Source organism: Streptomyces sp. NPDC014889 (assembly GCF_043081205.1).
Taxonomy (GTDB): Bacteria; Actinomycetota; Actinomycetes; order Streptomycetales; family Streptomycetaceae; genus Streptomyces.
Genome location: NZ_JBIBWH010000001.1, coordinates 33,741 through 54,546 on the forward strand (window position 1 = coordinate 33,741; position 20,806 = coordinate 54,546).

16 protein-coding genes are annotated in these 20,806 nt (G+C 72.1%); 4 read left to right on the top strand and 12 right to left on the bottom strand.

Annotated elements, in window-relative coordinates; translation table 11 throughout:
• Nucleotides 1–16 precede the first annotated feature (16 nt).
• The 8 genes from ACF09J_RS00155 to ACF09J_RS00190 all read right to left on the bottom strand — a co-directional run bounded on the left by ACF09J_RS00155 (nt 17) and on the right by ACF09J_RS00190 (nt 12,700).
• The gene (locus ACF09J_RS00155; RefSeq protein WP_392303104.1) at nt 17–2,983 is read right to left on the bottom strand and encodes a beta-galactosidase; all 2,967 of its coding nucleotides are present in this window, start codon (nt 2,981–2,983) and stop codon (nt 17–19) included.
• A 645-nt stretch (nt 2,984–3,628) separates the two neighbouring features.
• On the bottom strand, nt 3,629–5,224 hold the full coding sequence (locus ACF09J_RS00160) for a pyridoxal phosphate-dependent aminotransferase (protein WP_392303105.1): 1,596 nt from the start codon (nt 5,222–5,224) through the stop codon (nt 3,629–3,631).
• Nucleotides 5,225–5,405: 181 nt separating this feature from the next.
• The gene (mmsB, locus tag ACF09J_RS00165; RefSeq protein ID WP_392303106.1) at nt 5,406–6,650 is read right to left on the bottom strand and encodes a multiple monosaccharide ABC transporter permease; all 1,245 of its coding nucleotides are present in this window, start codon (nt 6,648–6,650) and stop codon (nt 5,406–5,408) included.
• Nucleotides 6,647–8,206: a multiple monosaccharide ABC transporter ATP-binding protein gene (mmsA, locus tag ACF09J_RS00170; protein ID WP_392303107.1), complete on the bottom strand. Its 1,560-nt coding sequence runs from the start codon at nt 8,204–8,206 to the stop codon at nt 6,647–6,649. The genes mmsB and mmsA overlap by 4 nt, the downstream gene beginning before the upstream one ends.
• 53 nt (nt 8,207–8,259) lie before the next feature.
• Nucleotides 8,260–9,369, bottom strand: a complete 1,110-nt coding sequence (gene chvE, locus ACF09J_RS00175) for a multiple monosaccharide ABC transporter substrate-binding protein (RefSeq protein ID WP_392303108.1) — start codon at nt 9,367–9,369, stop codon at nt 8,260–8,262.
• Nucleotides 9,370–9,429: 60 nt separating this feature from the next.
• Nucleotides 9,430–10,398: a hypothetical protein gene (locus ACF09J_RS00180; RefSeq protein ID WP_392303109.1), complete on the bottom strand. Its 969-nt coding sequence runs from the start codon at nt 10,396–10,398 to the stop codon at nt 9,430–9,432.
• A 137-nt stretch (nt 10,399–10,535) separates the two neighbouring features.
• The gene (locus tag ACF09J_RS00185; RefSeq protein WP_392303110.1) at nt 10,536–11,540 is read right to left on the bottom strand and encodes a zinc-binding dehydrogenase; all 1,005 of its coding nucleotides are present in this window, start codon (nt 11,538–11,540) and stop codon (nt 10,536–10,538) included.
• A complete protein-coding gene (locus ACF09J_RS00190) occupies nt 11,537–12,700 on the bottom strand; it encodes a mandelate racemase/muconate lactonizing enzyme family protein (RefSeq protein ID WP_392303111.1) in 1,164 nt (387 codons plus the stop codon). The genes ACF09J_RS00185 and ACF09J_RS00190 overlap by 4 nt, the downstream gene beginning before the upstream one ends.
• Before the next feature lie 220 nt (nt 12,701–12,920).
• Here ACF09J_RS00190 and ACF09J_RS00195 point away from each other — a divergent pair, with 220 nt between their 5' ends.
• Nucleotides 12,921–13,832, top strand: coding sequence for a hypothetical protein (locus tag ACF09J_RS00195; RefSeq protein ID WP_392303112.1), 912 nt, complete (start codon nt 12,921–12,923; stop codon nt 13,830–13,832).
• 341 nt (nt 13,833–14,173) lie between these two features.
• Here ACF09J_RS00195 and ACF09J_RS00200 read toward each other — a convergent pair whose 3' ends face one another.
• On the bottom strand, nt 14,174–14,623 hold the full coding sequence (locus ACF09J_RS00200; protein ID WP_392303113.1) for a MarR family winged helix-turn-helix transcriptional regulator: 450 nt from the start codon (nt 14,621–14,623) through the stop codon (nt 14,174–14,176).
• A gap of 87 nt (nt 14,624–14,710) precedes the next feature.
• Here ACF09J_RS00200 and ACF09J_RS00205 point away from each other — a divergent pair, with 87 nt between their 5' ends.
• Both ACF09J_RS00205 and ACF09J_RS00210 read left to right on the top strand, forming a co-directional pair.
• Complete coding sequence (locus ACF09J_RS00205) at nt 14,711–15,709, top strand: NADP-dependent oxidoreductase (RefSeq protein ID WP_392303114.1); 999 nt, start codon at nt 14,711–14,713, stop codon at nt 15,707–15,709.
• A gap of 119 nt (nt 15,710–15,828) precedes the next feature.
• Nucleotides 15,829–16,248: an organic hydroperoxide resistance protein gene (locus ACF09J_RS00210; RefSeq protein ID WP_392303115.1), complete on the top strand. Its 420-nt coding sequence runs from the start codon at nt 15,829–15,831 to the stop codon at nt 16,246–16,248.
• Between the two features lie 201 nt (nt 16,249–16,449).
• Here ACF09J_RS00210 and ACF09J_RS00215 read toward each other — a convergent pair whose 3' ends face one another.
• The gene (locus ACF09J_RS00215; protein ID WP_392303116.1) at nt 16,450–17,598 is read right to left on the bottom strand and encodes a serine hydrolase domain-containing protein; all 1,149 of its coding nucleotides are present in this window, start codon (nt 17,596–17,598) and stop codon (nt 16,450–16,452) included.
• Between the two features lie 136 nt (nt 17,599–17,734).
• On the opposite strand from ACF09J_RS00215, the gene ACF09J_RS00220 reads away from it, so the two are divergent.
• On the top strand, nt 17,735–18,544 hold the full coding sequence (locus tag ACF09J_RS00220; protein WP_392303117.1) for an EI24 domain-containing protein: 810 nt from the start codon (nt 17,735–17,737) through the stop codon (nt 18,542–18,544).
• 182 nt (nt 18,545–18,726) lie between these two features.
• On the opposite strand, the gene ACF09J_RS00225 is transcribed toward ACF09J_RS00220, so the two are convergent.
• Together ACF09J_RS00225 and ACF09J_RS00230 are read right to left on the bottom strand one after the other, a co-directional pair.
• A complete protein-coding gene (locus ACF09J_RS00225) occupies nt 18,727–19,698 on the bottom strand; it encodes an aldose epimerase family protein (RefSeq protein ID WP_392303118.1) in 972 nt (323 codons plus the stop codon).
• A gap of 67 nt (nt 19,699–19,765) precedes the next feature.
• Nucleotides 19,766–20,644 (bottom strand): SGNH/GDSL hydrolase family protein, encoded by an 879-nt coding sequence (locus ACF09J_RS00230; RefSeq protein WP_392303119.1) that lies wholly within the window; start codon nt 20,642–20,644, stop codon nt 19,766–19,768.
• Nucleotides 20,645–20,806 lie beyond the last annotated feature (162 nt).

The following is a 20,806-nucleotide window of genomic DNA, read 5'->3' on the forward strand; positions in this document are numbered from 1 at the left end:
TCACCGCCCCGTCCGGTCACCGCCCCGGCGAGGGCAGCGGCGTCACCGGCACCCCGCCGGCCGCCGCGCCCAGCAGTGCCAGCCGTACCTGCCCTGGGCCCGACAGTGTGGTGAACTCCGACAGCACCGCCAGAGCAAGGGTGTTGGTGCCCCGTGTGCGCAGGATCCCGTTCGGCAGGACGAACGTGTGCTGCGGACCCACATCGTTGATGTACTGGCCCATGTTCCAGCCGTTGAGGAAGATCTGCGCCCGGTAGGAGCGGTACCGGTCGTCGTCCAGGGTGAGCCCGATCGAGGCGTCCACGCCCTGCTCCACGGCCAGCCGGAACGTGGTCCGGTACCAGGTCACGCCCTGCCGCCGCGCCCCGCGCGGAAACGTCACCGGCTCCCAGCCGCCGTCCGCGAACCCCGGCAGGTGCCAGCCCTCGCGCTCCCCGTACAAGCCGCCGTTGTTCAGGGGCCCGCGCACCGGGTCCGGCGCGGCCTCGCCCTGGATCCGCCACCGCACCTTCGGCGCGCCCCCCTTGAAGGTGACCGCCGTCAGACCGCGCGCCGCCTTGTGCGTGTCGCGAGCGGCGCCGTCCTGGTCGTGCTGCATCCGGCGCACCAGGACCGACAGCACATGCCGGCCGGACCCGCGCCGCGCCTCGCCCACGGGGAACACCGCCGTGCCCGACCAAGTGCCCTGCCGGATCGTGCTGTTGTCGGGCACCGGCAGCCGGTGGGTGCCCAGCGGCTCACCGTCCAGCCAGGCCATCAGCAGCCCCTGCGTGCCGGCGCTGTAGGAGAGGGAGACCGATTCGATGCCGGCGGCGCCCGTGAACGTGCCGCGGTACCAGACGTCCCCGTAGTGGAAGCCGTAGTCGTCGGCGAACAGCACCGGCTGCCCCTTCGGCACGGGGGTCGTGCTGTACGAGGACGTCCGGTCGGCCGCCTTCCACGCCGAGTCGTCGAAGCCCGGCCCGGACTCGGGGTTCTCGGCGCGCATCCGCCAGCCGCCGAGCGCGGGCAGCGTCACCTCGGGCACGCCCGGCAGCGGTGCCCCGGCCCGCACGCTCTCCGAGCCGGTGGCCGACACCGGCACCGCGCGGCCGTTCCACGTCACTCCGTCGATGCCGCGCGGCCCCCACATCTCCAGACCGGTCTCCCCGACGGTGTCGCCGGTGAGGTGCACCGTGGAGCCGCGCACGGTGGCGGTGCGCAGCAGCGCGGGGCCGTGGACCAGCACGGAGCCCGACGGGGTGTCGTACGGCCACAGGCGCATCGAGGTCGCCTCGTCGGCGAAGAGCAGCAGCAGCGGGCGGCCGTTCCCGTCGCCCTCCACCCGGACCCCGATCAGCCCGCCGGCGCCGAGCGGGACGGTCAGGCGCAGCAGGCCCCGGTCGTAGGCGTACGCGGCCTGCTGGCTCAGCCGGGTGACGAGCGGCTCCTCAGCGGCCTCCAGCGCCACGCGCGCCAGTTCGCCCTGCCGTCCGCAGAACACGGCGACGTCCTGCCGTCCGGCGGTGAGGAACAGCATCGGCTGCGCGGTGGAGTACCGCACCTTCCCCTGCCCCAGCGTCAGTCCGGTCACCATCAGCCGGGCGTCCCGGGCCGGCACGGTCACCGGCAGGTCGGCGCCGGCCGCGCGCAGCGTCGAGGAGACCTCCTGCGCGCCGTCGTTGCGCAGGACGTAGACGTGCGCGCCGGTGTCCGGGTTCTTCAGGTGGTACGTCTTCAGCCCGCGCACCTTCACATCGGCCGCGCGGTCCAGCCGGGCGAAGTCGGGGACGCGCTGGAGCATGTGCCCGATCTGGTGCATCGGCACCAGCTTGTCGGTGGGCCGGCGGCCCTCGTCGAGCGCCGCCCCGTAGTCGTACGACGTGTAGACGACCGGCGCGGGCAGCCAGCCCCAGGAGGTGCCGCCGAAGGCCATGTACACGTTGTGGACGGTGATGCCGTTGGCGAGGTGGGTCAGGTAGAAGCGCCGCTCGTACGCCGCGTCCCGGGTGCGCCGCGACTCCGCGTACCCCTTGCCCTTGGACCAGGCACCGCCCCACGGATCGAACCAGCCGCCGCCGGACTCCGGCATGAACCCGGGTGTACGGGGACTGGCGCTCGCCCCGCCGGTCCTCCCGCCGCCGCCGAAGCGCCCCCAGTCGGGCGGGGTCTGGGACGGCGAGGGGTACCCGTCGAACCCGTACAGCCAGCCCCGCTTCTCACCGCCGGTGTCGAACGAGCCGGGGGTCCAGTGGCCGTTCCTGCCCTTGTCGTTGTGGAAGAGGGGGACGTCGATGCCGTCGGCGCGCACCTTCTTGTACAGGTGGGACATGTAGGCGCGCCCGGTCGGCTCGTCCACGTGGGTGTCGTACTCGTTCTCGATCTGGTAGAGCAGGACCGTGCCCCCGCCCCGGGTGAACAGGTGCCGGGCGGCGATGGCGTCGACGCGGCTCAGCCACTCGTCGACGTGCCTCAGGTACGTCGGGTCCGCGGTCCGCGCGGTGCCCTTGGTGCAGGTCAGCCAGCCGGGGAAGCCGCCGCCGTCGACCTCGGCGTTGATGTAGGGGCCGGGGCGCAGGATGACGTAGAGGCCGGTCTCGGCCGCCGTGCGCAGGAACAGGTCCAGATCCCGTACCCCGGTGAAGTCGTACCGGCCCGGGGCGGGGGAGTGGTAGTTCCAGGCCACGTAGACGCTGACGGCGTTGAACCCGTACGCGCGCATCTTCTGGAGCACGTCCCGCCACAGCGCCGGGCTCGGCAGCCGGAAAGGGTGCATCTCGCCCGACCACAGCACCAGCCGCCGGCCGTCGACGAGCAGCGAGTAGGAGTCGAAACCGACGCTGTGCCGCCGTCCGTCGGCGCTCGGCGGGGGCGGCGGCGGGCCCGTGGGCACGGAACGCGCGGCGAAGGCCGACGGGGCCCCCGGGCCACCACTGCCGCCCAGGGCCAGCCCGAGCGCGGCGGTGCCCGCGAGGGCGCTGAATGAACGTCTGCTGAGCGCCAAGGGTGTGCCTCCGGGGCGATCTTACGGGTCGCGGGTCCCGCCATTCTCCACGGAACACACCGGCCCCACGCACACCCACGCAACTCGGCACGGCCACGTGGCGCCGCACGGGCTCCCCTGCAGCGAAGACACCCCTGCCCCAGCCGCGCCGAAGCCCCTGCGACGGAGGCGCCCCCGGGCCCAGTCCGCCCTGTCCCACGCCCGCCGCGTCCGGCCGCCCGGCGGCCGGGGGGCAGGCTCAGACCGGGGCGATCGTGCCGCGCGTTCGACCGGCGGCGAGGCCGCCGCGGCCGGCCCCGGCAACCGGAGCGGGCGCCGGGACGAGCCCGCCGGGGGCGGCGCCGGCTCGCTCGACGCGGGCCCCGGTCCGCGTCCGTGGCCGGCTCCGGCCCCGGTCGGCCGCGTTGCTACCCCGCCCGGCTCATGCCTGCCGCGCGCCGGGCGCTGGGCCGGCTGGCTGCCGTGGCGAGCCGGGTGCCTGCGGCGTTGGGCCAGTTCTGGGGGCGGGGCCAGCCGGCTGCCGGGGCGGGGGTGAGGCGGGTGGGGGATGCCGCCGCGGACTTGGTCGGTGGTGAGGCCGCCGCGGTTGGGGTCGCCCGGTGGGTCCGGGCCCGGCGGGGTTGCGGGGGCGTCCCGGCTCCGCAGCTATCCGGCCTGGTTCATGCCTGCGGCGTTGGGCCAGTTCTGGGGGCTGGGCCAGCCGGCTGCCGGGGCGGGGGTGAGGTCGGGGGCGGCGGGGGGTGGGGCGGTCATGCCGCGTACCTGGGCGGCGGTGAGGCCGCCGCGGGCGGGGACGCCCGGCGGGGTCGGTCCGGGTGCCGGGGCCGGAGCCTGTTGCGCCGCCGGTGCCGGCGGCCGCATCGGGGCCTGCGGCAGGGGCGCGCCGGGGGGCGCGGCCGCCGTGGCGGGGAGCGGCATCGCGCTGCCGGCGGCCGGGGCGGCCATTCCCGGGACCGCCATTGCCGGGGCGGCGGCGATTACCTGGGCGGGGCCCGCCACGGCCGCTGCCACGGCGGGCGGCATCCGCAGTCCGCCCCCGTTGGTCTCGCTGACCAGTCGGTCCACCGCCGCCGTCCCCGAGCTGTAGTTGGTCCCTGTCCCCAACTCGGGTACGGTGGCTCCCTTCCTGCTGCCGTAGAGCACCTGTTCCAAGGCGGACACGAGACGACGCACGTCCACCTCGGGGCGCACCACGAGCCGCAGGAAGCGGCTGGAGGAGCCGATCTTGTTGCCGCACTCGCGGACCAGGATCCGGTGCTCGGTGAGCAGCCGGTCCCGGACCACGGTGCCCTCGGCGCCCACGGGAAGGCGCACGAAGAGGAAGTTGCCCTGGGACGGGTAGACCGTCAGACCGGGCAGCGCCGAGAGATGGGCGGCCATCTCCATCCGGTCGCGACGCACCTGCTGAAGGCTCTGCCGGTACTCCGCGCCGTGCTCCTTGAGCATGAACACCACGTGCTCGGCGAAGGAGTTGAGGTTCCACTTCGGCAGCATCGAGCGCACCTTGCCCGCCAGCGCCGGATTGGCGACCAGGTACCCGAAGCGGATGCCGTGCAGGCCGAAGTTCTTGCCCAGGCTGCGCAGCACGACCACGTTCGGGCGCAGCATCGCCTCCTGCACCACGCTCGGCTCGGCCTCGGCGTCGGCGAACTCCAGGAACGACTCGTCGATCACCACCAGGTCCAGGTCGGCCAGGGAGTCCATGAACTGCATCAGGGCGTGCTTGGGCACGAAGCCACCGTCGGGGTTGTTGGGGTTGCAGACCACGGCGACCCTGGTCCCCCGCGCCCGGATGAACTCGGCGTACTGCGCCAGGTCCAGGGCGAACCCGCTGGACTCCTGGAGCGGGAACATGTCGACCCGCTTGCCGGTCTCCATCGGCTGGTCGGTCCAGCGGCCGAAGGTGGGGACGGGGACGGCCAGGGACTCGCGCACCAGCAGGTGGTCGATCCAGGTGATCAGCTCGGTCGAGCCATTGCCCATCGCCACGCACTGCGGCGGCAGTTGGAGCAGGTCGCACAGCTCGGCCGTGATCGTGTCGGCGCTGGACGGGTAGTACGTGACGATCTCACGCAACCGTGCCGCCATGTCCTGGAACATGTCCGGCGTGGGGAAGTAGGGGTTGCACGGAATGCAGAAGTCCACCGGACCGGCCCCGTCGCCGCCCTCCCGCGTCAGCGCCGCCATCGACGGACTGTGCGCCGCGGTGCTGCGGAACAGCGAGGTGACGTTGTCGGCCATGGAACCTCCCTATGGGGCGGGCCCGGTGGGGGCGGCCGGGTCCGTCGTTCTGGGGTGGCCCGCGCGGGGGGAGCGCGGGCCACTCATGGATACGGAGACGGAGGCGGCGCTGTTCAAGTCATGTGTGGGAAGTGTGATTTCCGGGTAACCGCGGCCCCGCGCGGGTGCGGCGCGAGTCGGTCTAGGAACCGGACCTGCGCTTGTTCCACACGTCGAACCCGACCGCCGCCAGCAGCGCCAGCCCCTTGATGACCTGCTGCCAGTCGGTGCCGACGCTGAGCAGGTTCATGCCGTTGTTCAGCACGCCGAGGACGAGCCCGCCGATGATCGCGCCGAGCACGGTTCCGACCCCGCCGCTCATGGACGCGCCACCGATGAACGACGAGGCGATGGCCTCCAGTTCGTAGTTCACGCCGGCCTTCGGAGAGGCCGCGTTCAGGCGGGCGGCCACCACCAGTCCCGCCAGGGCCGCGAGCACGCCCATGTTCAGGAACACCTGGAAGGTGACCCTCCTGTCCTTGACGCCGGACAGCTTCGCGGCGGGCAGGTTGCCACCGATGGCGTAGATGTGGCGGCCGAAGACGGCGTTGCGCATCACATAGCCGTAGCCGACCACCAGCACGCCGAGGACGATCAGCACGATCGGCGCGCCCTTGTAGCTGGCGAGCAGCAGCGTGACGACCAGGACGGCGGCGACGAGGGCGACGAGCTTGAGCGCGAACAGCCGCGCGGGCAGCACGTCGAGGGAGAACTCCTGCTGCCGGCGCCGGTCGCGCACCTCCTGCCACACCACGGAGGCGATCAGGACGAGGCCGAGGAGCAGGGTGAGGTTGTGGTAGTTGGTGCTCGGCCCGACTTCGGGCAGGAAGCCGTTGCCCATCTTCTGCAGCCCGCCCGGGAACGGGCCGAGGGTCTGGCCCTTGAGCAGGATCTCCGTCAGTCCGCGGAAGAGCAGCATCCCGGCGAGGGTGACGATGAACGACGGTATGCCCAGATAGGCGATCATGAATCCCTGCAGCGAGCCCGCGGCCGCCCCCACCAGCAGGCACAGGCCCACCGCCGCCGGCCACGGCACCTGGTGGCTGACCGTCAGGGCCGCCGCCACCGCCCCGACGAACGCGGTCAGCGAGCCGACCGACAGGTCGATGTGGCCCGCGATGATCACCATCATCATGCCGATGGCCAGGATCAGGATGTAGCTGTTCTGGAGCACCAGGTTGGAGACGTTGCGCGGCAGCAGCAGGTCCCCTCCGGTCCAGATCTCGAACAGGACGACGATCAGCCCGAGCGCGATCAGCATGCCGTACTGCCGCATGTTGCGGCGCAGGCCGTTCAGCACCAGCCCGAGCAGACCGCGGCCGGTGGCCGCCGCGCCGCGCTCCGGTGGCGCGGGGGCCGGAGTCTGCGCGGTCACGTCCGTGCTCATCCCGTCACCTCTTCGTCCTTCGTGTTCTTCGTCATGTGGCGCATCAGCACTTCCTGGGTGGCCTCCGCCCGCGGCACCTCACCGGTCAGCCGCCCCGCGGCCATCGTGTAGATGCGGTCGCACATGCCCAGCAGTTCCGGCAGTTCGGAGGAGATGAAGACGACCGCCTTGCCCTGGGCGGCCAACTGGTTGATGACCGTGTAGATCTCGTACTTGGCGCCCACGTCGATGCCACGCGTGGGCTCGTCGAGGATCAGCACGTCCGGACCGGCGAAGATCCACTTGCTGAGGACGACCTTCTGCTGGTTGCCGCCGGACAGTCTGCCCACCGGCTCGAAGACGGTCGGCGCCTTGATGTTCATGGACGTGCGGAATTCCTCGGCGACCTGCCGTTCCTCGTGCTCGTCCACCACGCCCCGCCGGGCCACCTTGCGCAGCGCGGTCAGCGAGATGTTCCGGTGGACGGTGTCCATGAGGTTCAGGCCGTAGTGTTTGCGGTCCTCGGTGACGTAGGCGATGCCGTGCCCGACCGCCTCCGCGACGGTCCTGGTGCGGATCTCCCGGCCGTCCTTGAGGACCGTGCCGGCCGCGTACCGGCCGTAGGTGCGGCCGAAGACACTCATCGCCAGCTCGGTGCGGCCGGCGCCCATCAGGCCCGCGATGCCGACGATCTCGCCGCGCCGCACCCGGACCGACACGTCGTCGACGACCCGGCGCTGCCGGTCGAGCGGGTGGAACACGGTCCAGCCCCGGATCTCCAGGGCCGGGGCCGCGTCTTCCCGGGTCGGGTGCGGGGTGCGTTCGGGGAAGCGGTGGTCGAGGTCGCGGCCGACCATGCCGGCGATGATCCGCTCCTCGGTGGTGCCGGCCGCCTTCACGTCCAGGGTCTCGATGGTGCGGCCGTCGCGCAGGATCGTCACCGAGTCGGCGACCTGGCGAATCTCGTTGAGCTTGTGGGAGATGATGATCGAGGTGATGCCCTGGTCCTTCAACTCAAGGATCAGGCGCAGGAGTTTGCCGCTGTCCTCGTCGTTCAGGGCCGCCGTCGGCTCGTCCAGGATGAGCAGCTTCACGGACTTCGACAGCGCCTTGGCGATCTCCACGAGCTGCTGCTTGCCGACACCGATGTCGGCGACCCGGGTCTCGGGGTGCTCGTCGAGGCCGACGCGGCGCAGCAGTGCGGTGGCGTGCCGGAGGGTGTCGTTCCAGTTGATGAACCCGCGCGTGGCGTGTTCGTTGCCGAGGAAGATGTTCTCCGCGATGGACAGGTACGGCACCAGCGCCAGCTCCTGATGGATGATGACGATGCCGCGCCGCTCGCTGGCCCGGATGTCCTTGAAGCGGCAGACCTCCTGCTCGAAGAGGATCTCGCCCTCGTAACTCCCGTGCGGATGGACGCCGGAGAGCACCTTCATCAGGGTGGACTTGCCGGCGCCGTTCTCCCCGCAGATGGCGTGCACCTCGCCCCGGCGAACCGTCAGCGTGACGTCCGACAGCGCCTTGACACCGGGAAAGGTCTTGCCGATCGAGCGCATTTCCAGGACGGGTCCCGCCATGGTCGTGCCTTCCAGTCGGTTGGGGTCGGTGGATGCGGCGGTCGCTTCCCCGGCTACTTGTTCAGCTCGGCGTCGGTGTAGTAGCCGCCCTTGACCAGGACCTCCTCGTAGTTGCTCTTGTCGACGCTCACCGGTTGCAGCAGGTAGGCGGGCACCACCTTCGAGCCGTTGTCGTAGGTCTTGGTGTCGTTGACCTCAGGCTTCTTGCCCTTCAGCGAGTCGTCGACCATCGCCGAGGCCACCTCGGCGAGCTTGCGGGTGTCCTTGTAGACGGTCTGCGTCTGCTCGCCCGCGATGATCGACTTCACCGAGGCCAGCTCGGCGTCCTGACCGGTGACGACGGGCAGCGGCTTGCTCCCCGAGCCGTAGCCGTCCGATTTCAGCGCCGAGAGGATGCCGATGGATATGCCGTCGTAGGGCGAGAGCACCGCGTCGACCCGGCCGCTCTTGTAGGAGGAGGTGAGGATGTCGTCCATGCGCCGCTGCGCGGTCGCGCCGTCCCAGCGCAGGGTGGTGACCTTGGTGAGCTGCGTCTGGCCGGACCTCACCTTCAGCTTGCCGCTGTCCAGGTACGGCTTCAGGACGCTCATCGCGCCGTTGAAGAAGTACTTGGTGTTGTTGTCGTCGTTGGAGCCGGCGAACAGCTCGATGTTGAACGGGCCCTTGCCGTCCTTCAGGCCGAGCTTGTCGACGATGTAGCCGGCCTGGAGCCGGCCGACCTTCTCGTTGTCGAAGGAGGCGTAGTAGTCGACGTGCTCCGTGCCGAGGATCAGCCGGTCGTAGGCGATGACCGGGATGCCCGCGTCCGCCGCTTCCTGGAGCACGTTGTTCAGCGACTTGTTGTCGATGGCGGCGACGATCAGGCCCTTGACGCCCTGGGTGATCAGGTTCTCGATCTGGGAGACCTGGGTGTCGGGGTTGTCCTCGCCGAAGACCAGCTTGGTCCGGTAGCCCTTGGCCTGGAGGTCCTTGACGACGTTGTCGCCGTCGGAGATCCACCGCTCGGAGGACTTCGTCGGCATCGCGATGCCGATGGTGGCGCCCTTGGTGCTGCCCGACTTCTCCTTGCTGCCGCCCTCGCTGTTCTGCCCGCAGGCGGAGAGGGTCAGGGCGAGGGACGCGGCTGCGGCCGTGGCGGCGAGGGCGGCTCTGCGGTTGCGCATGGTGATCAGTCCTTGTCCGTCTGGTCGGTGTGGGGCGTGGGGAGGTGCTCGCGGCGTCCGTCAGGCGCCGGTGGGGAAGCGGTGGAGCGGGCCCGGCAGCCGGGAGCCGAGCGGTGCCATGTCACCGGCGGCGCCGTGGCGGGCGAGCAGGTCCAGGGCGAGCCGGCCGCGCCGCACCCGTTCCCGGGCGGTGGCCAGGGTGAGCTCCCGCAGGTGGTGTCCGTACGGGTAGATGCCGGGCGCCTTGGACAGGCCGAACTTCAGATAGAGCGGCGCGCCGCGCCGGATCAGCTCGGCGACCTCGTACATTCGCACATAGCCGCCGAGATCATCGGGCGCCTCGATGTACATGTCCATGGGGGCGCCCGACACCCGCCGGATCTCGGTGAGGTGGTCGAGCGTCAGATCGCTGGGCACGTTCACGGAGTCGGCGCCCAGCCGCTCGAAGACGGCGTACGACGCCGGGTTCACCGGGCCGATCAGCGCGGACACCTTCAGGGTGGTGTCGGCCGCGATCAGGCCCGTCGTACGGGCCCGGTGCAGCGTCCACAGCACCCCCTCGTCGGCCACCAGCAGACAGCGCACGCCCAGCTCCGTGGCCCGTACGGCGTCTTCGACGCACCCGGCGACCGCGTCGTGGCCCCGGGCGCGCAGCCCCGCCCCGCGCGAGTCGGAGCGCACCGAGCCGCCGGTGTCCCAGGTGCCGCGCGGGCCGGTGAACAGGCACAGTTCGACGTCGTGTGCGGTACTGGCGTCGACCATCTCGGTGATCTCGGCGTCGGTCAGCATCCACACGCCGCTGCCCTGGCTGATCCGGTGGACCGGCACATCGAGCCGTGCGGCCTCGTCGAGGACCACCGCCAGCGCCTCCGGGCCCTCGCACGAGGGGATCTCGGTGCGCCAGCGGCCGCCGTCCGGGAAGGCGTGGGGCGAGGCGTCGGCGGGGTCGAGGGCGGGGGCGCCCAGGCCCAGTGCGGTGAGCTCCTGCTCACCGGGCCTGCGGGCGGCCGTGGCGGAAGCGTCGGTCACAGGCTGTCCTTCGTGTTCGGTATCTCGGACAAGGTTCGTGGCACCGGGTGTGAGGGGCCGTGCACGGGACCGGCGGTGAGCCGGGCCCGGGGTGCCGCTCGCGGCGTCCTCGGATCACGCCGTGGGCGGCACACGGGTCACGGGCGGAGCAGCACCTTGCCCACCTTCGGATCGCCCGCCCCCACCAGGTCGACGGCGCGCGAGAACTCGGTGAGCGGGAGCTCGTGGGTGACGAGCGGGAGCGGATCGAGCAGCCCGGCCGCGAACATCCGCACCGTGTGCGCCCACGCGTGCGGCGGCGCCCCGAAGACGGTGTGCACCTCCAACTGCCGTACGACCAGGTCGGTCGGGTCCAGCCCCTCGGCGCCCGGTGCCGGGATGCCCGTCAGGACCAGCCGCCCACCGCGTCTGAGCAGCGCGGTGGCGGTACGCGCCGCGTCCGCCGACCCGGCCGTCTCGATCACCACGTCGAAGCCGCCGGGCAGCAGCCCGTCCTTGGTGGAGAAGCCGGTGGCGCCGAACCGCCGGGCCAGGGCCGCACGGTCGTCGCGCGTGCCGACGACCAGCAGCTCGGCCGGGGAGACGGCCTTGAGGAACTGCGCGGCGAACATCCCGAGCGTGCCGGTGCCGACCACGGCGACCCGCTCGCCCGGCCGGGCGTCCGCCTTCAGCGCGGCGGCCGCGACACAGGCGGCCGGCTCCAGCAGCGCGGCGGCGGTGAGGTCGGCGTCCTCGGGCAGCACGTGCAGCAGCCGGGCCGGCAGCGTCAGCGTGGTGGCCATCGCGCCGGGCCGGGTGAAGCCGGTCTCCTCGTACCCCGCCGTGCACAGCGTCGTCTCGCCCGCGTGGCAGCGGTCGCACACCTGGCAGTTGCGGAAACCCTCGCCGACCACCTTGCGGCCCACGAGACCGCCGGGCACCCCGGCGCCCACCCCCCGGACCGTCCCGGACCACTCGTGGCCCGGCGTCAGCGGGTAACGGACGTACCCCTCGGGCCGGTTGCCCTGGTACACCTCGCGGTCGCTGCCGCAGATCCCCACGGCGTGCACGGCGACCAGCGCCTCGCCCGGACCCGGGTCGCGCGGTGTGTGTCCGGCGATCCGGTGCGTGCCCGGGGCCTCGACGACGACCTCGGTGCTCACTTCGTCCCCTTCGGCCTGCGCTGCTCCCAGCCCTCGGCCCACAGGTCGAACCGGGCCTGCTGCTGGGGGAATTCGGCCGCCGCGTCGACATCCAGCTCGACGCCGAGCCCGGGCGCGTCGGAGAGGTGGAAGCAGCCGTCCTCCGGGTCCACCCGGGGCGCGCCCCTGACCACCTTCTTGATCTCCGCGTCCGCGAAGTCGTTGAAGTGCTCCAGGATCTTGAAGTTCGGTGTGGTGAAGCCCACTTGGAGCGAGGCGGCGGTGAGCACGGACCCGCCGACGTTGTGCGGGGCGACGAGCATGTAGTGCGTCTCGGCGGTCGCGGCCAGCTTCCGGGTCTCCCAGATGCCGCCGATGTGGCCGACGTCCGGCTGGATGATGTCGGCGGACTGGTCGTCGAAGAGCTCGCGGAACTCGATCCGGTCGTGGATGCGCTCGCCGGTGGCGACCGGGATGTCGACCTTGGCGGCGACCTTCCGCAGCGCCTTCAGGTTCTCCGGCGGCACCGGCTCCTCCAGCCAGGCCGGGGCGAAGGGTGCCATCTCCCTGGCCAGCCGGACGGCGGTGGCGGGGGAGAAGCGGCCGTGCATCTCCAGCATCAGCTCCGCGTCCGGGCCGATGGCGTCCCGTACGGCCTCGATGAGCGAGACGGCGTACAGGGTCCCCTCGTGGTCGAGTTCGAAGTGCCCGGTGCCGAAAGGGTCGATCTTGAGCGCCCGGTAACCGCGCTCCACGACCCCCTGCGCGGCCTTGTGGTACGCCTCCGGGGTGCGCTCGGTGGTGTACCAGCCGTTGGCGTACGCCTTCACCCGGTCGGTGACCTTGCCGCCGAGCAGCTGCCACACGGGGACGCCGAGCGCCTTGCCCTTGATGTCCCAGCAGGCCATCTCGACGACCGCGATGCCGGACATCACGATCTCACCCGCGCGGCCGAAGTCGCCGTACTTCATCCGGCGGACGAGGTCCTCGGCGGCGAACGGGTCCGAGCCGAGGATGTGGTTGGCCTCGGCCTCCCTCAAGTAGCCGATCAGAGCGTCGGTGTGGCCCAGCATCCGGGTCTCGCCGACCCCCGTGACGCCCTCGTCGGTGTGCACCTGGACGTAGGTCAGGTTGCGCCACGGCGTCCCGACCACATGGGTGCTGATTCCGGTGATGCGCACGGCGCCCGCCCCTCAGCTGCTCGACATCGCTGTCATTGTTCGAGATTTCGTCAGTCGTTCGAAATGCTGGCGCGACAGTAGGGAGGGGGTGGCGAGGGTGTCAATGGGTCCGACAGATAACGGTTTCGGCGAGCCTGTCGGTCACTTTTTCGATCCCGCACAGAACCTTCACAGGGGTGCCTAGGAACCGCGGCCATCCGGAACTTACTCTTCCCGCGTCATGAACTACTGCCACCCGTGCCGACGGCACCTCAACGGCGCCCTCGCCTGCCCGGGGTGCGGCAACCCAGTGGAGACGCTTCCCGCGTACGCGGACGACCCGGGGGCGAGCGCGAAGCCGCCTGCTTCCCAAGTCCCGCAGGAGAGCGGCGAGGTCCATCCCGACGAGGGGCGCGCCGAGCGCGCTGGGGACGACGAGGACGACGACCCTGCCGAGCCCGAGGGGCGGGCGGGGCGGCGCCGCTCACGCGGCCGTGGCCGGGGCGGAGCGGCCGTGGCCGGGGACGACGGCGAGGCGGACGATCGGCACGTCGAGGACGTCGAGGACGTCGAGGACGACGCCGAGGACCCGGGGGGCCGGGGTGCGAGCCGGCGGGACCGCAAGGCCGCGGCCCACCGCAGGCGCCGCCGCCGGGTCCTGTTGATAACCGTCGGCTTCGTCCTGGCGGGCGGCGGTCTGAGCTTCGCCGAACTCGGCGTCGACGCGCCGGGCCTGCCGGGCTTCTCCAGCCAGGAGCCGGCCGCGGTCGGCGACGACGTGGGAGAGGACGACGCGTCCCCCTCGGGCGCCGGCGAGTCGGCCGGGCCGGCCGACGGCGCGCCGGGGAGCGCCACGGGCACGTCCACGCCGGACGCCTCGAAGTCGGCCTCGCCCTCCGCCTCCGCGGAGGACGGGAAACCGAAACCGGACGCGAGTGACACGACCAGCCCCCGGCAGCCGGCCGAGGCGACGGCGCAGAACGATACGGGCGGGAGCGCGGACCGGCCGGGCGCACCGGATCCCGCGACTCCGGAGGCACCCCAGCCGGCGGATCCCCCGGCGAGCGACCCCGCCCCGCCGCCCCCTCAGCCGGACCCGACACCCACCCCGACGCGCCACACCTGCGACCGCTTCCTGTGGTGGTGCACCTAGTGCCCCGACAGGCAACGTCCGCCCTGTCGCGACGCCCGGCACGGCACCTCGCCGCGTTGTCGCATCACCCGAGTACATCCAGTACGCGGGCGATGCTCCGCCTTGCGATGCTCCCCCACTGCCTGAAGGGCGTGGGCGGTGCCCCCAGCACCGGACGCCGCGAGCTTCCCGGCAAACCTTTCCGGCCCCAGCACTGGGGCGCGACGCGCAGGCCTGCGGGCCCGGGCCGGACCGTCGCCGAACAGGGGCGCCGGCTCCCGCTGACGCGCGGGCCCGGGCCGCGGCCCTGACGGTGCCGGGCCGCGTGGCCCCGTGACGGCGGCCGCGGCCGGCCGAGCCCGTCAGTCGGGCTCCCCCTGGTCCGACATCCGCCGCAGCAGGTCCCGCAGCGCCAGCCGCTCCCCCTCGGAGAGGCCCGCCAGCGGCTCCCGGGCGAAGCGCAGCCCCTCCCGCAGTTCCCGGGCCACCCGCCGCCCCTCCTCCGTCGCAGCCGCCAGCTTCACGCGCCGGTCGCCCGGATCCGGCCGACGCTCCACCAGCCCCCGCGTCTCCAGCCGGTCCACGATCCCGGTGACGTTCGACGGCTCGCACTTCAGCTTCCGCGCCAGCCTCCGCATCGGCAGCGGCTCCAGCGACAGCAGGCTCAGCAGCCGCGCCTGCGCCCCCGTCAGCGCGTGCTCCCCGGCGGCCTCCTCGTAGTCCTCGTAGAACCGGGCCACGACGTCCCCGATCAGCTCCACGACCTCCAGGGTCAGCGCGTCGGGTCGGCGGGTGTTCGGTGCAGCGGCCATGCGTCCAGCGTACCGGCTTACTTGACTTCATGAAATATTTAGGCGCATGGTTGTTTCAGGAACTGAAATAAACGAAAGGCGCCTGCCGTGATCAACCGAGAATGGCACCTGCTCAGCCGCCCGGTCGGCCGGCCGAAGCCCGAGGACTTCGCTCTGGTCGAGGCCGAGGTCCCGCAGCCGGGCGAGGGTCAGGTCCTCGTGCGCAACGAGTACCTCTCCGTCGACCCTTATATGCGGGGAAGAATGAACGCGGCCAGGTCGTACGCCGCGCCGTACGAACTGGGCAGGCCGATGCAGGGCGGTGCCGTTGGCGAGGTCGTCGCCTCGAAGGCCGAGGGGACCGCCGTCGGCGACCACGTCCTGCACTTCGGCGGCTGGCGCGAGTACGCCGCCGTCAACGGCCGCAGCGCCGTCAAGGTCGACCCCGCTGCCGCGCCCCTGTCGGCGTACCTCGGTGTGCTGGGCATGACGGGGCTGACCGCCTACGCCGGACTGCTGCGCATCGCCTCCTTCAAGGAGGGCGACGCCGTCTTCGTCTCCGGCGCGGCCGGCGCGGTCGGCGGCCAGGTCGGGCAGATCGCCAGGCTCAAGGGCGCCTCCCGGGTGATCGGCTCCGCGGGCTCCGACGACAAGGTCCGGCTGCTCACCGAGGAGTACGGCTTCGACGCCGCCTTCAACTACAGGAACGGCCCGGTGGCCGAGCAGTTGAGGGCCGCCGCCCCGGACGGCGTCGACGTCTACTTCGACAATGTCGGCGGCGAGCACCTCGAAGCCGCCATCGGCTCCCTCAACCTGGGCGGCCGCATCGCGATCTGCGGCATGATCTCGGGGTACAACAACACCGAGCCCGCCCCGGGACCGAGGAACCTCGCCCGGCTGATCCAGACCCGCGGCCGCATCGAGGGCTTCCTCGTCGGCGACCACTCCGACCTCCAGCCCGAGTTCGTGCGGGAGGTCGGCGCCTGGGTGCGTTCGGGCGAGCTGAAGTACCGCGAGACCGTCGTCGAGGGCATCGAGAACACCCTGGAGGCCTTCCTCGGCCTGCTGCGCGGGGACAACACCGGAAAGATGATCGTCAAGCTGTGACCCCGTCCGGCGGCCGTTCCCTGCGGTTTCGGTATGCGGTAAGTTCTTTCCGGAACCCGAAACCGCCAGGTGCGATCGTGGGCGCGAGTCGCGGCGGACGCAGGAAGGAACGCAATCCCATGCCCATCCAGCACTCCGACGTTCTGTACACCGCCGTCGCCACCGCCGAGAACGGCCGCGACGGCCGGGTCGCCACCGACGACGGCAAGCTCGACGTCGTCGTCAACCCGCCCAAGGAGATGGGCGGCAGCGGCGCCGGCACCAACCCGGAGCAGCTCTTCGCCGCCGGCTACAGCGCCTGCTTCCAGGGCGCCCTCGGCGTCGTCGCCCGCCAGGAGGGCGCCGACATCTCCGGCTCCACCGTCACCGCGAAGGTCGGCATCGGCAAGAACGAGGACGGGTTCGGGATCATCGTGGAGATCTCGGCGGACATCCCGAACGTCGACGCCGCCACGGCGAAGAGCCTGGTGGAGAAGGCCCACCAGGTCTGCCCCTACTCGAAGGCGACCCGCGGCAACATCACGGTGACCCTGGGCTGAGCTTCACGGCTCGGTCGCCCGCGGGCGCTTCCAGCCGGTGCCGGGGGCACGTTCGTGCTCAGCGCCTCGCGCCTCCGCGCGTCGTGCCTCAGCGCCTCGCGCCTCCGCGCGTGCCCTCGGCGCCGGCGCGCCCTTCGGCTCCCTCGCGGCCGGCGCCTGCCCACCCGCCGGTGCCCGAGCCCGGCTCCCGCCCCTCGACGCTCAACCTGCCGGCGCGGCCCTGTGCACCGCCCCCGCCAGGCGGTCGTTCTCCGGGGCCGCGCCGCCCGGGAAGGCGAAGCGGCGGCGGGTGTAGCCGTAGGCCAGGCCGCTCGCCGGGTCGGCGAAGCCCTGGGAGCCGGCGGCGCCGCTGTGGCCGAACGAGCCCGCGCCCAGGAACGGGTGCCAGGTGTCGGCGGTGGCCTGGAACCCCAGGCCGTACGACTTGTGGCCCCGGGCCACCAGGTCGTAGCCGACGGAGTGGAACTGGCCGAACTCCGCCACCGTGTCCGGCTTCAGCAGCGGAGCCTTGCCGTCGACCTCGCTGATCGCCGCCGCGTACAGGCCGGCGAGGCCGCGCGCGGAGGCGACACCGCCGACCGAGGCGGGGCCCTGGGCGCGGATCAGCCGGTCGTTCGGGAGCGTCTGGAGGTCGGTCGGGAAGGCGCCCTGGCGGTTGAACGCGATCGACGCCAGCGTGTGCGGCCCGCCGGTCCGCGCGTCCAGCAGCGCCTGCTGCCCGGGGGTCGGGGACATCGGCTGCGTGGAGCGGAAACGGGGCTCCTGGCTGCCGGGCAGGCCCAGGAAGAAGTCCAGGCCGTAGGGGGCGCGGACGCGCTCCTCGTGCAGCTCCTGGATCGTACGGCCGGTGGCGCGGCGCACGATCTCGCCGGTGAGCGCGCCGATCACCAGGGCGTGGTAGCCGAACGCGGTGCCGGGACGCCAGAACGGCCGCTGGTCGGCGAGGCGTTCGGCGATCGCCCGGTCGTCGGCCAGCTCGGCGGGCGTGAAGCCGCCGTCGGCGCCGACCAGGCCCGCCCGGTGCGCGAGCACGTCCCGCAGGGTCAGCCCGCCCTTGCCCTCGGCCGCGAACTCCGGCCAGTAGTACGTCACTTTGCGGTCCAGCTCCAGGGTGCCGTCCTGCACGAGCAGCGCGACCACGAGGTGCGCGGCGCCCTTGGTCGACGAGTACACCCCGTACAACGCGTCGGCGCCGTCCGGTCCCGCCCACAGGTCGACCACCCGCCGCCCGTGGACGTACGCGCACAACTGCCCTTCGTAATCCGTACCTTGATCCGCCACGAAGGCGGCGAACTCCTCCCGCACCGGTTCGTAGCCGTCGGCGACGGTGCCGTGGATCTCCTGGGTCATCCGCTCTCCTCAACTGACCGTTGGTGGCCGGCGACACAGTGGGCCCCACCGATCGGTACGGCGCCGCCCCGCCGTTCGACTCAACGGGCGCGCACCCGGAGGATGAGCGGGTGCCGGTGCCGCATACAGTTTTCCCATGCGTGACCTCGGGGCCGGTTTCGCCCATCTCCTCAAAGGCCAGCGCTGGATGACCCGGCACGGGCAGTCGTACCGCTTCGGACTGCTCCCCGGTCTGATCACCCTCGTGCTGTACGCGGCGGCGCTCACCGCGCTCGCGCTGTGGGGCGACGACGCGGTCACCTGGGCCACCCCCTTCGCCGACGGCTGGCCGGGCCCCTGGGCCGGTGTCTTCCGCTGCCTGCTCACCGCCGTGCTGTTCGCCCTGGGGCTGCTCCTCGCCGTGGTCACCTTCACCGCGGTCACGCTCCTGATCGGCCAGCCCTTCTACGAGAGCCTGTCCGAGCAGGTGGACCGGGACGTGTCGCCCGACGGCACGGCGCCCGAGTCCGCTCTGCCGTTCTGGCGCGAGCTGTGGATCTCGGCCCGTGACAGCCTGCGGATCGTCGTGCGGGCCGCGCTGTGGGGCGTGCTGCTCTTCGCGCTGGGCCTCCTGCCGTTCGTCGGACAGACGGTCGTGCCGGTGGTCGGCGTGTTCGTCACCGGCTTCTTCCTGACCGAGGAGCTCACCGCCGTCGCCCTCCAGCGCCGGGGCGTCGGACTCGGTGACCGGCTGGCCCTCCTGCGCTCCCGCAAGCCGCTGGTCTGGGGCTTCGGCGCCCCGCTCGGCCTGGTCTTCCTGGTGCCGTTCGTGGCGGTGTTCCTCATGCCGGGCGCGGTCGCGGGCGCCACCCTGCTCGCCCGTGAGCTGCTGGACGAGCAGACCGACGACGCGCTCACCCCGGTACCGCGGACGCCGTCTCCGTCCGAGTCGCCGGCACCCGCCTGACGCGGGGGCCGCGGCACGGCCCGCGAAGCCGCCGGTGTTTGTGAAGGGTTCGTACGAGATCGAGGCCCGGGGGCCGATGACCGGCCCCCTTCTCCGCGCGGCGGTTACCGTCTGGTGCGGGCCGAGTCCGCCCACCGGAAGCCCCGGCCCGGGACCTGACCCCTGGGCCGGGGCCGGCGCGCTCAGCGCGCCGAGAAGCCGTACACCGTCCGCGAGCGGAAGACCTCGCCCGGCCTGAGCTCGGTGCTCGGGAAGCCGGGGCGGTTGGGGGAGTCCGGGAAGTGCTGGGTCTCCAGGGCGATCCCGTCGCCGGGAGCGAAGGGGGCGGGGAGATGGTCGCCGGTGTAGAGCTGGAGGCCCGGCTCGGTCGTCGCCACCGTCAGCACCCGGCCGGACGCCGGATCGTACAGCTCGGCGACCTCCACCGGTTCGTCGGTGACGCCCTTGTCGAGGACCAGGTTGTGGTCGTAGCCGGAGCCCACCTTGCGCGGCCGGCGGAAGTCGAAGCGGGTGCCCGCCACCTCGTCGAGGGCGCCGGTCGGGATCAGATCCGCGTCCACCGGCGTGTACCGGGAGGCGGCGAGCCGCAGTTCGTGGCCGCCCGCGTCGCCGGAGCCGCCGAGGTTCCAGTACGAGTGGCTGGTGAGGTTGACGACGGTCGGCGCGTCCGTGACCGCCGTGTAGGCGAGGTGCAGGGCGCCCGCCTCGTCCAGGGTGTACGTCACCGCGACCTCCAGGCGGCCCGGGAAGCCCTCCTCGCCGTGCGGCCCGACCCGGCTGAGCCGCACCCCGTGCTCGACCGGCTCGATCTCCCACATCCGCTTGTCGAAGCCGCCGTCCCCGCCGTGCAGTGAGTTGCCGCCCTCGTTCTGCTCCAGCGCGTACGTCCGCCCGTCCAGCGGGAAGCGGCCCCCGGCGATCCGGTTGGCGTACCGCCCGATCAGCGCGCCGAGGAACGGCTCGGGATGGGCCAGGTAGCCGTCCAGGCCGGGGAAGCCCAGCACCACGTCCGCGGTGCGCCCGTCGCGGTCCGGCACCTCGACCGACTGCACGATCCCGCCGTACGACAGCACCCGTACCCGCACCCCGGCCCGCTCCAGCGTCCAGCGGTGCACCTCGGTGCCGTCGGCCAGCGTGCCGAAGAGTTCGCTCATGGGGAAACCCTAAGTCCTGTCGTCAGGGGGCCTTCAGGGGCTCTGCAAGGGCTGTTCGAGGACGTCGTCAGGGGGTCTTCGCGGTGACGGTCCGGTAGGCGATCTCGGCGAGCCGGGCCTGGCCGTCGCGGCTCGGGTGGAACCAGTCCCAGCGGCTCAGCTGGTCGGTGCCGAAGCGGTAGTCGAAGACGGCGTTGTTGTCGAAGCGGCAGCGGCGGTCCTTCGCGCAGACCTCCTTCAGCACCTCGTTGTACGCCCGCACCCGGGCCTGCACGGTGTCGCGCCGCTTGGTGGCCGCCGCGTCCAGCGAGTCGGCGTCGCCCAGCATGGACGGGCAGATGCCGAGCTTCCAGATCTGCTTGCCCAGCGCGTTCGTACGGCCCTCGGACCACAGCCGCTTCAGGTCCGGCACGCTGGAGACGTACACCTGTGTCTTGGGCAGGGCCTGACGCAGTGTGTCCATCGCGGACTCGAACTCGGCCCGGAAGACCGCCACCGGAGTCATTGCATCCAGGGAGTCCCGGCAGGCGTCGTTGGCTCCGGCCATCACCGTCACGAGCTGCGGCTTCTTCTTCACGGCCTGGGCCATCTGGCTGTGCAGATCGGACATCCGGGACCCGGTCACCGCGAAGTTCCAGCTCCGCTTGGCCGCCCCGGTCAGTCCGAGCAGCCGCACCGCCAGGCTGTTGACCGACGCGTCGCTGCCCGTCGCCCAGGACGCCTCCGGGCAGTCCGTCAGCACCATGCACGAGTCGAAGCCGCGGGTGATGGAGTCGCCGACCGCGGCGACCGAGTCCGGGCTGGTGTTCCAGTCGGGTGGTGCCGCGGACGGGCGGGAGGCCCCGGCCCCGGCTCCGAGACCGGCGGCGTTGCAGCCCGCAGTGGTCAGTACGGCCGCCGCCACGACGGCGTGAGCGGCCCGGGTACGGTGACGTCGTTTCCGCATGCCCTGGTGATCCCCTCGGTCGTCGTGAAGTGCTCCCCTCCATGAGAACGCGCGAGGGTTCCCGCCCCCACTCGAGTGGGCGGCGCGCACCCGTACAAGCGTCCCCCTGGGTGAATGGAGGGCGTTTCCTGGCACTGGGACCGACGGTACGTCACACTCCTT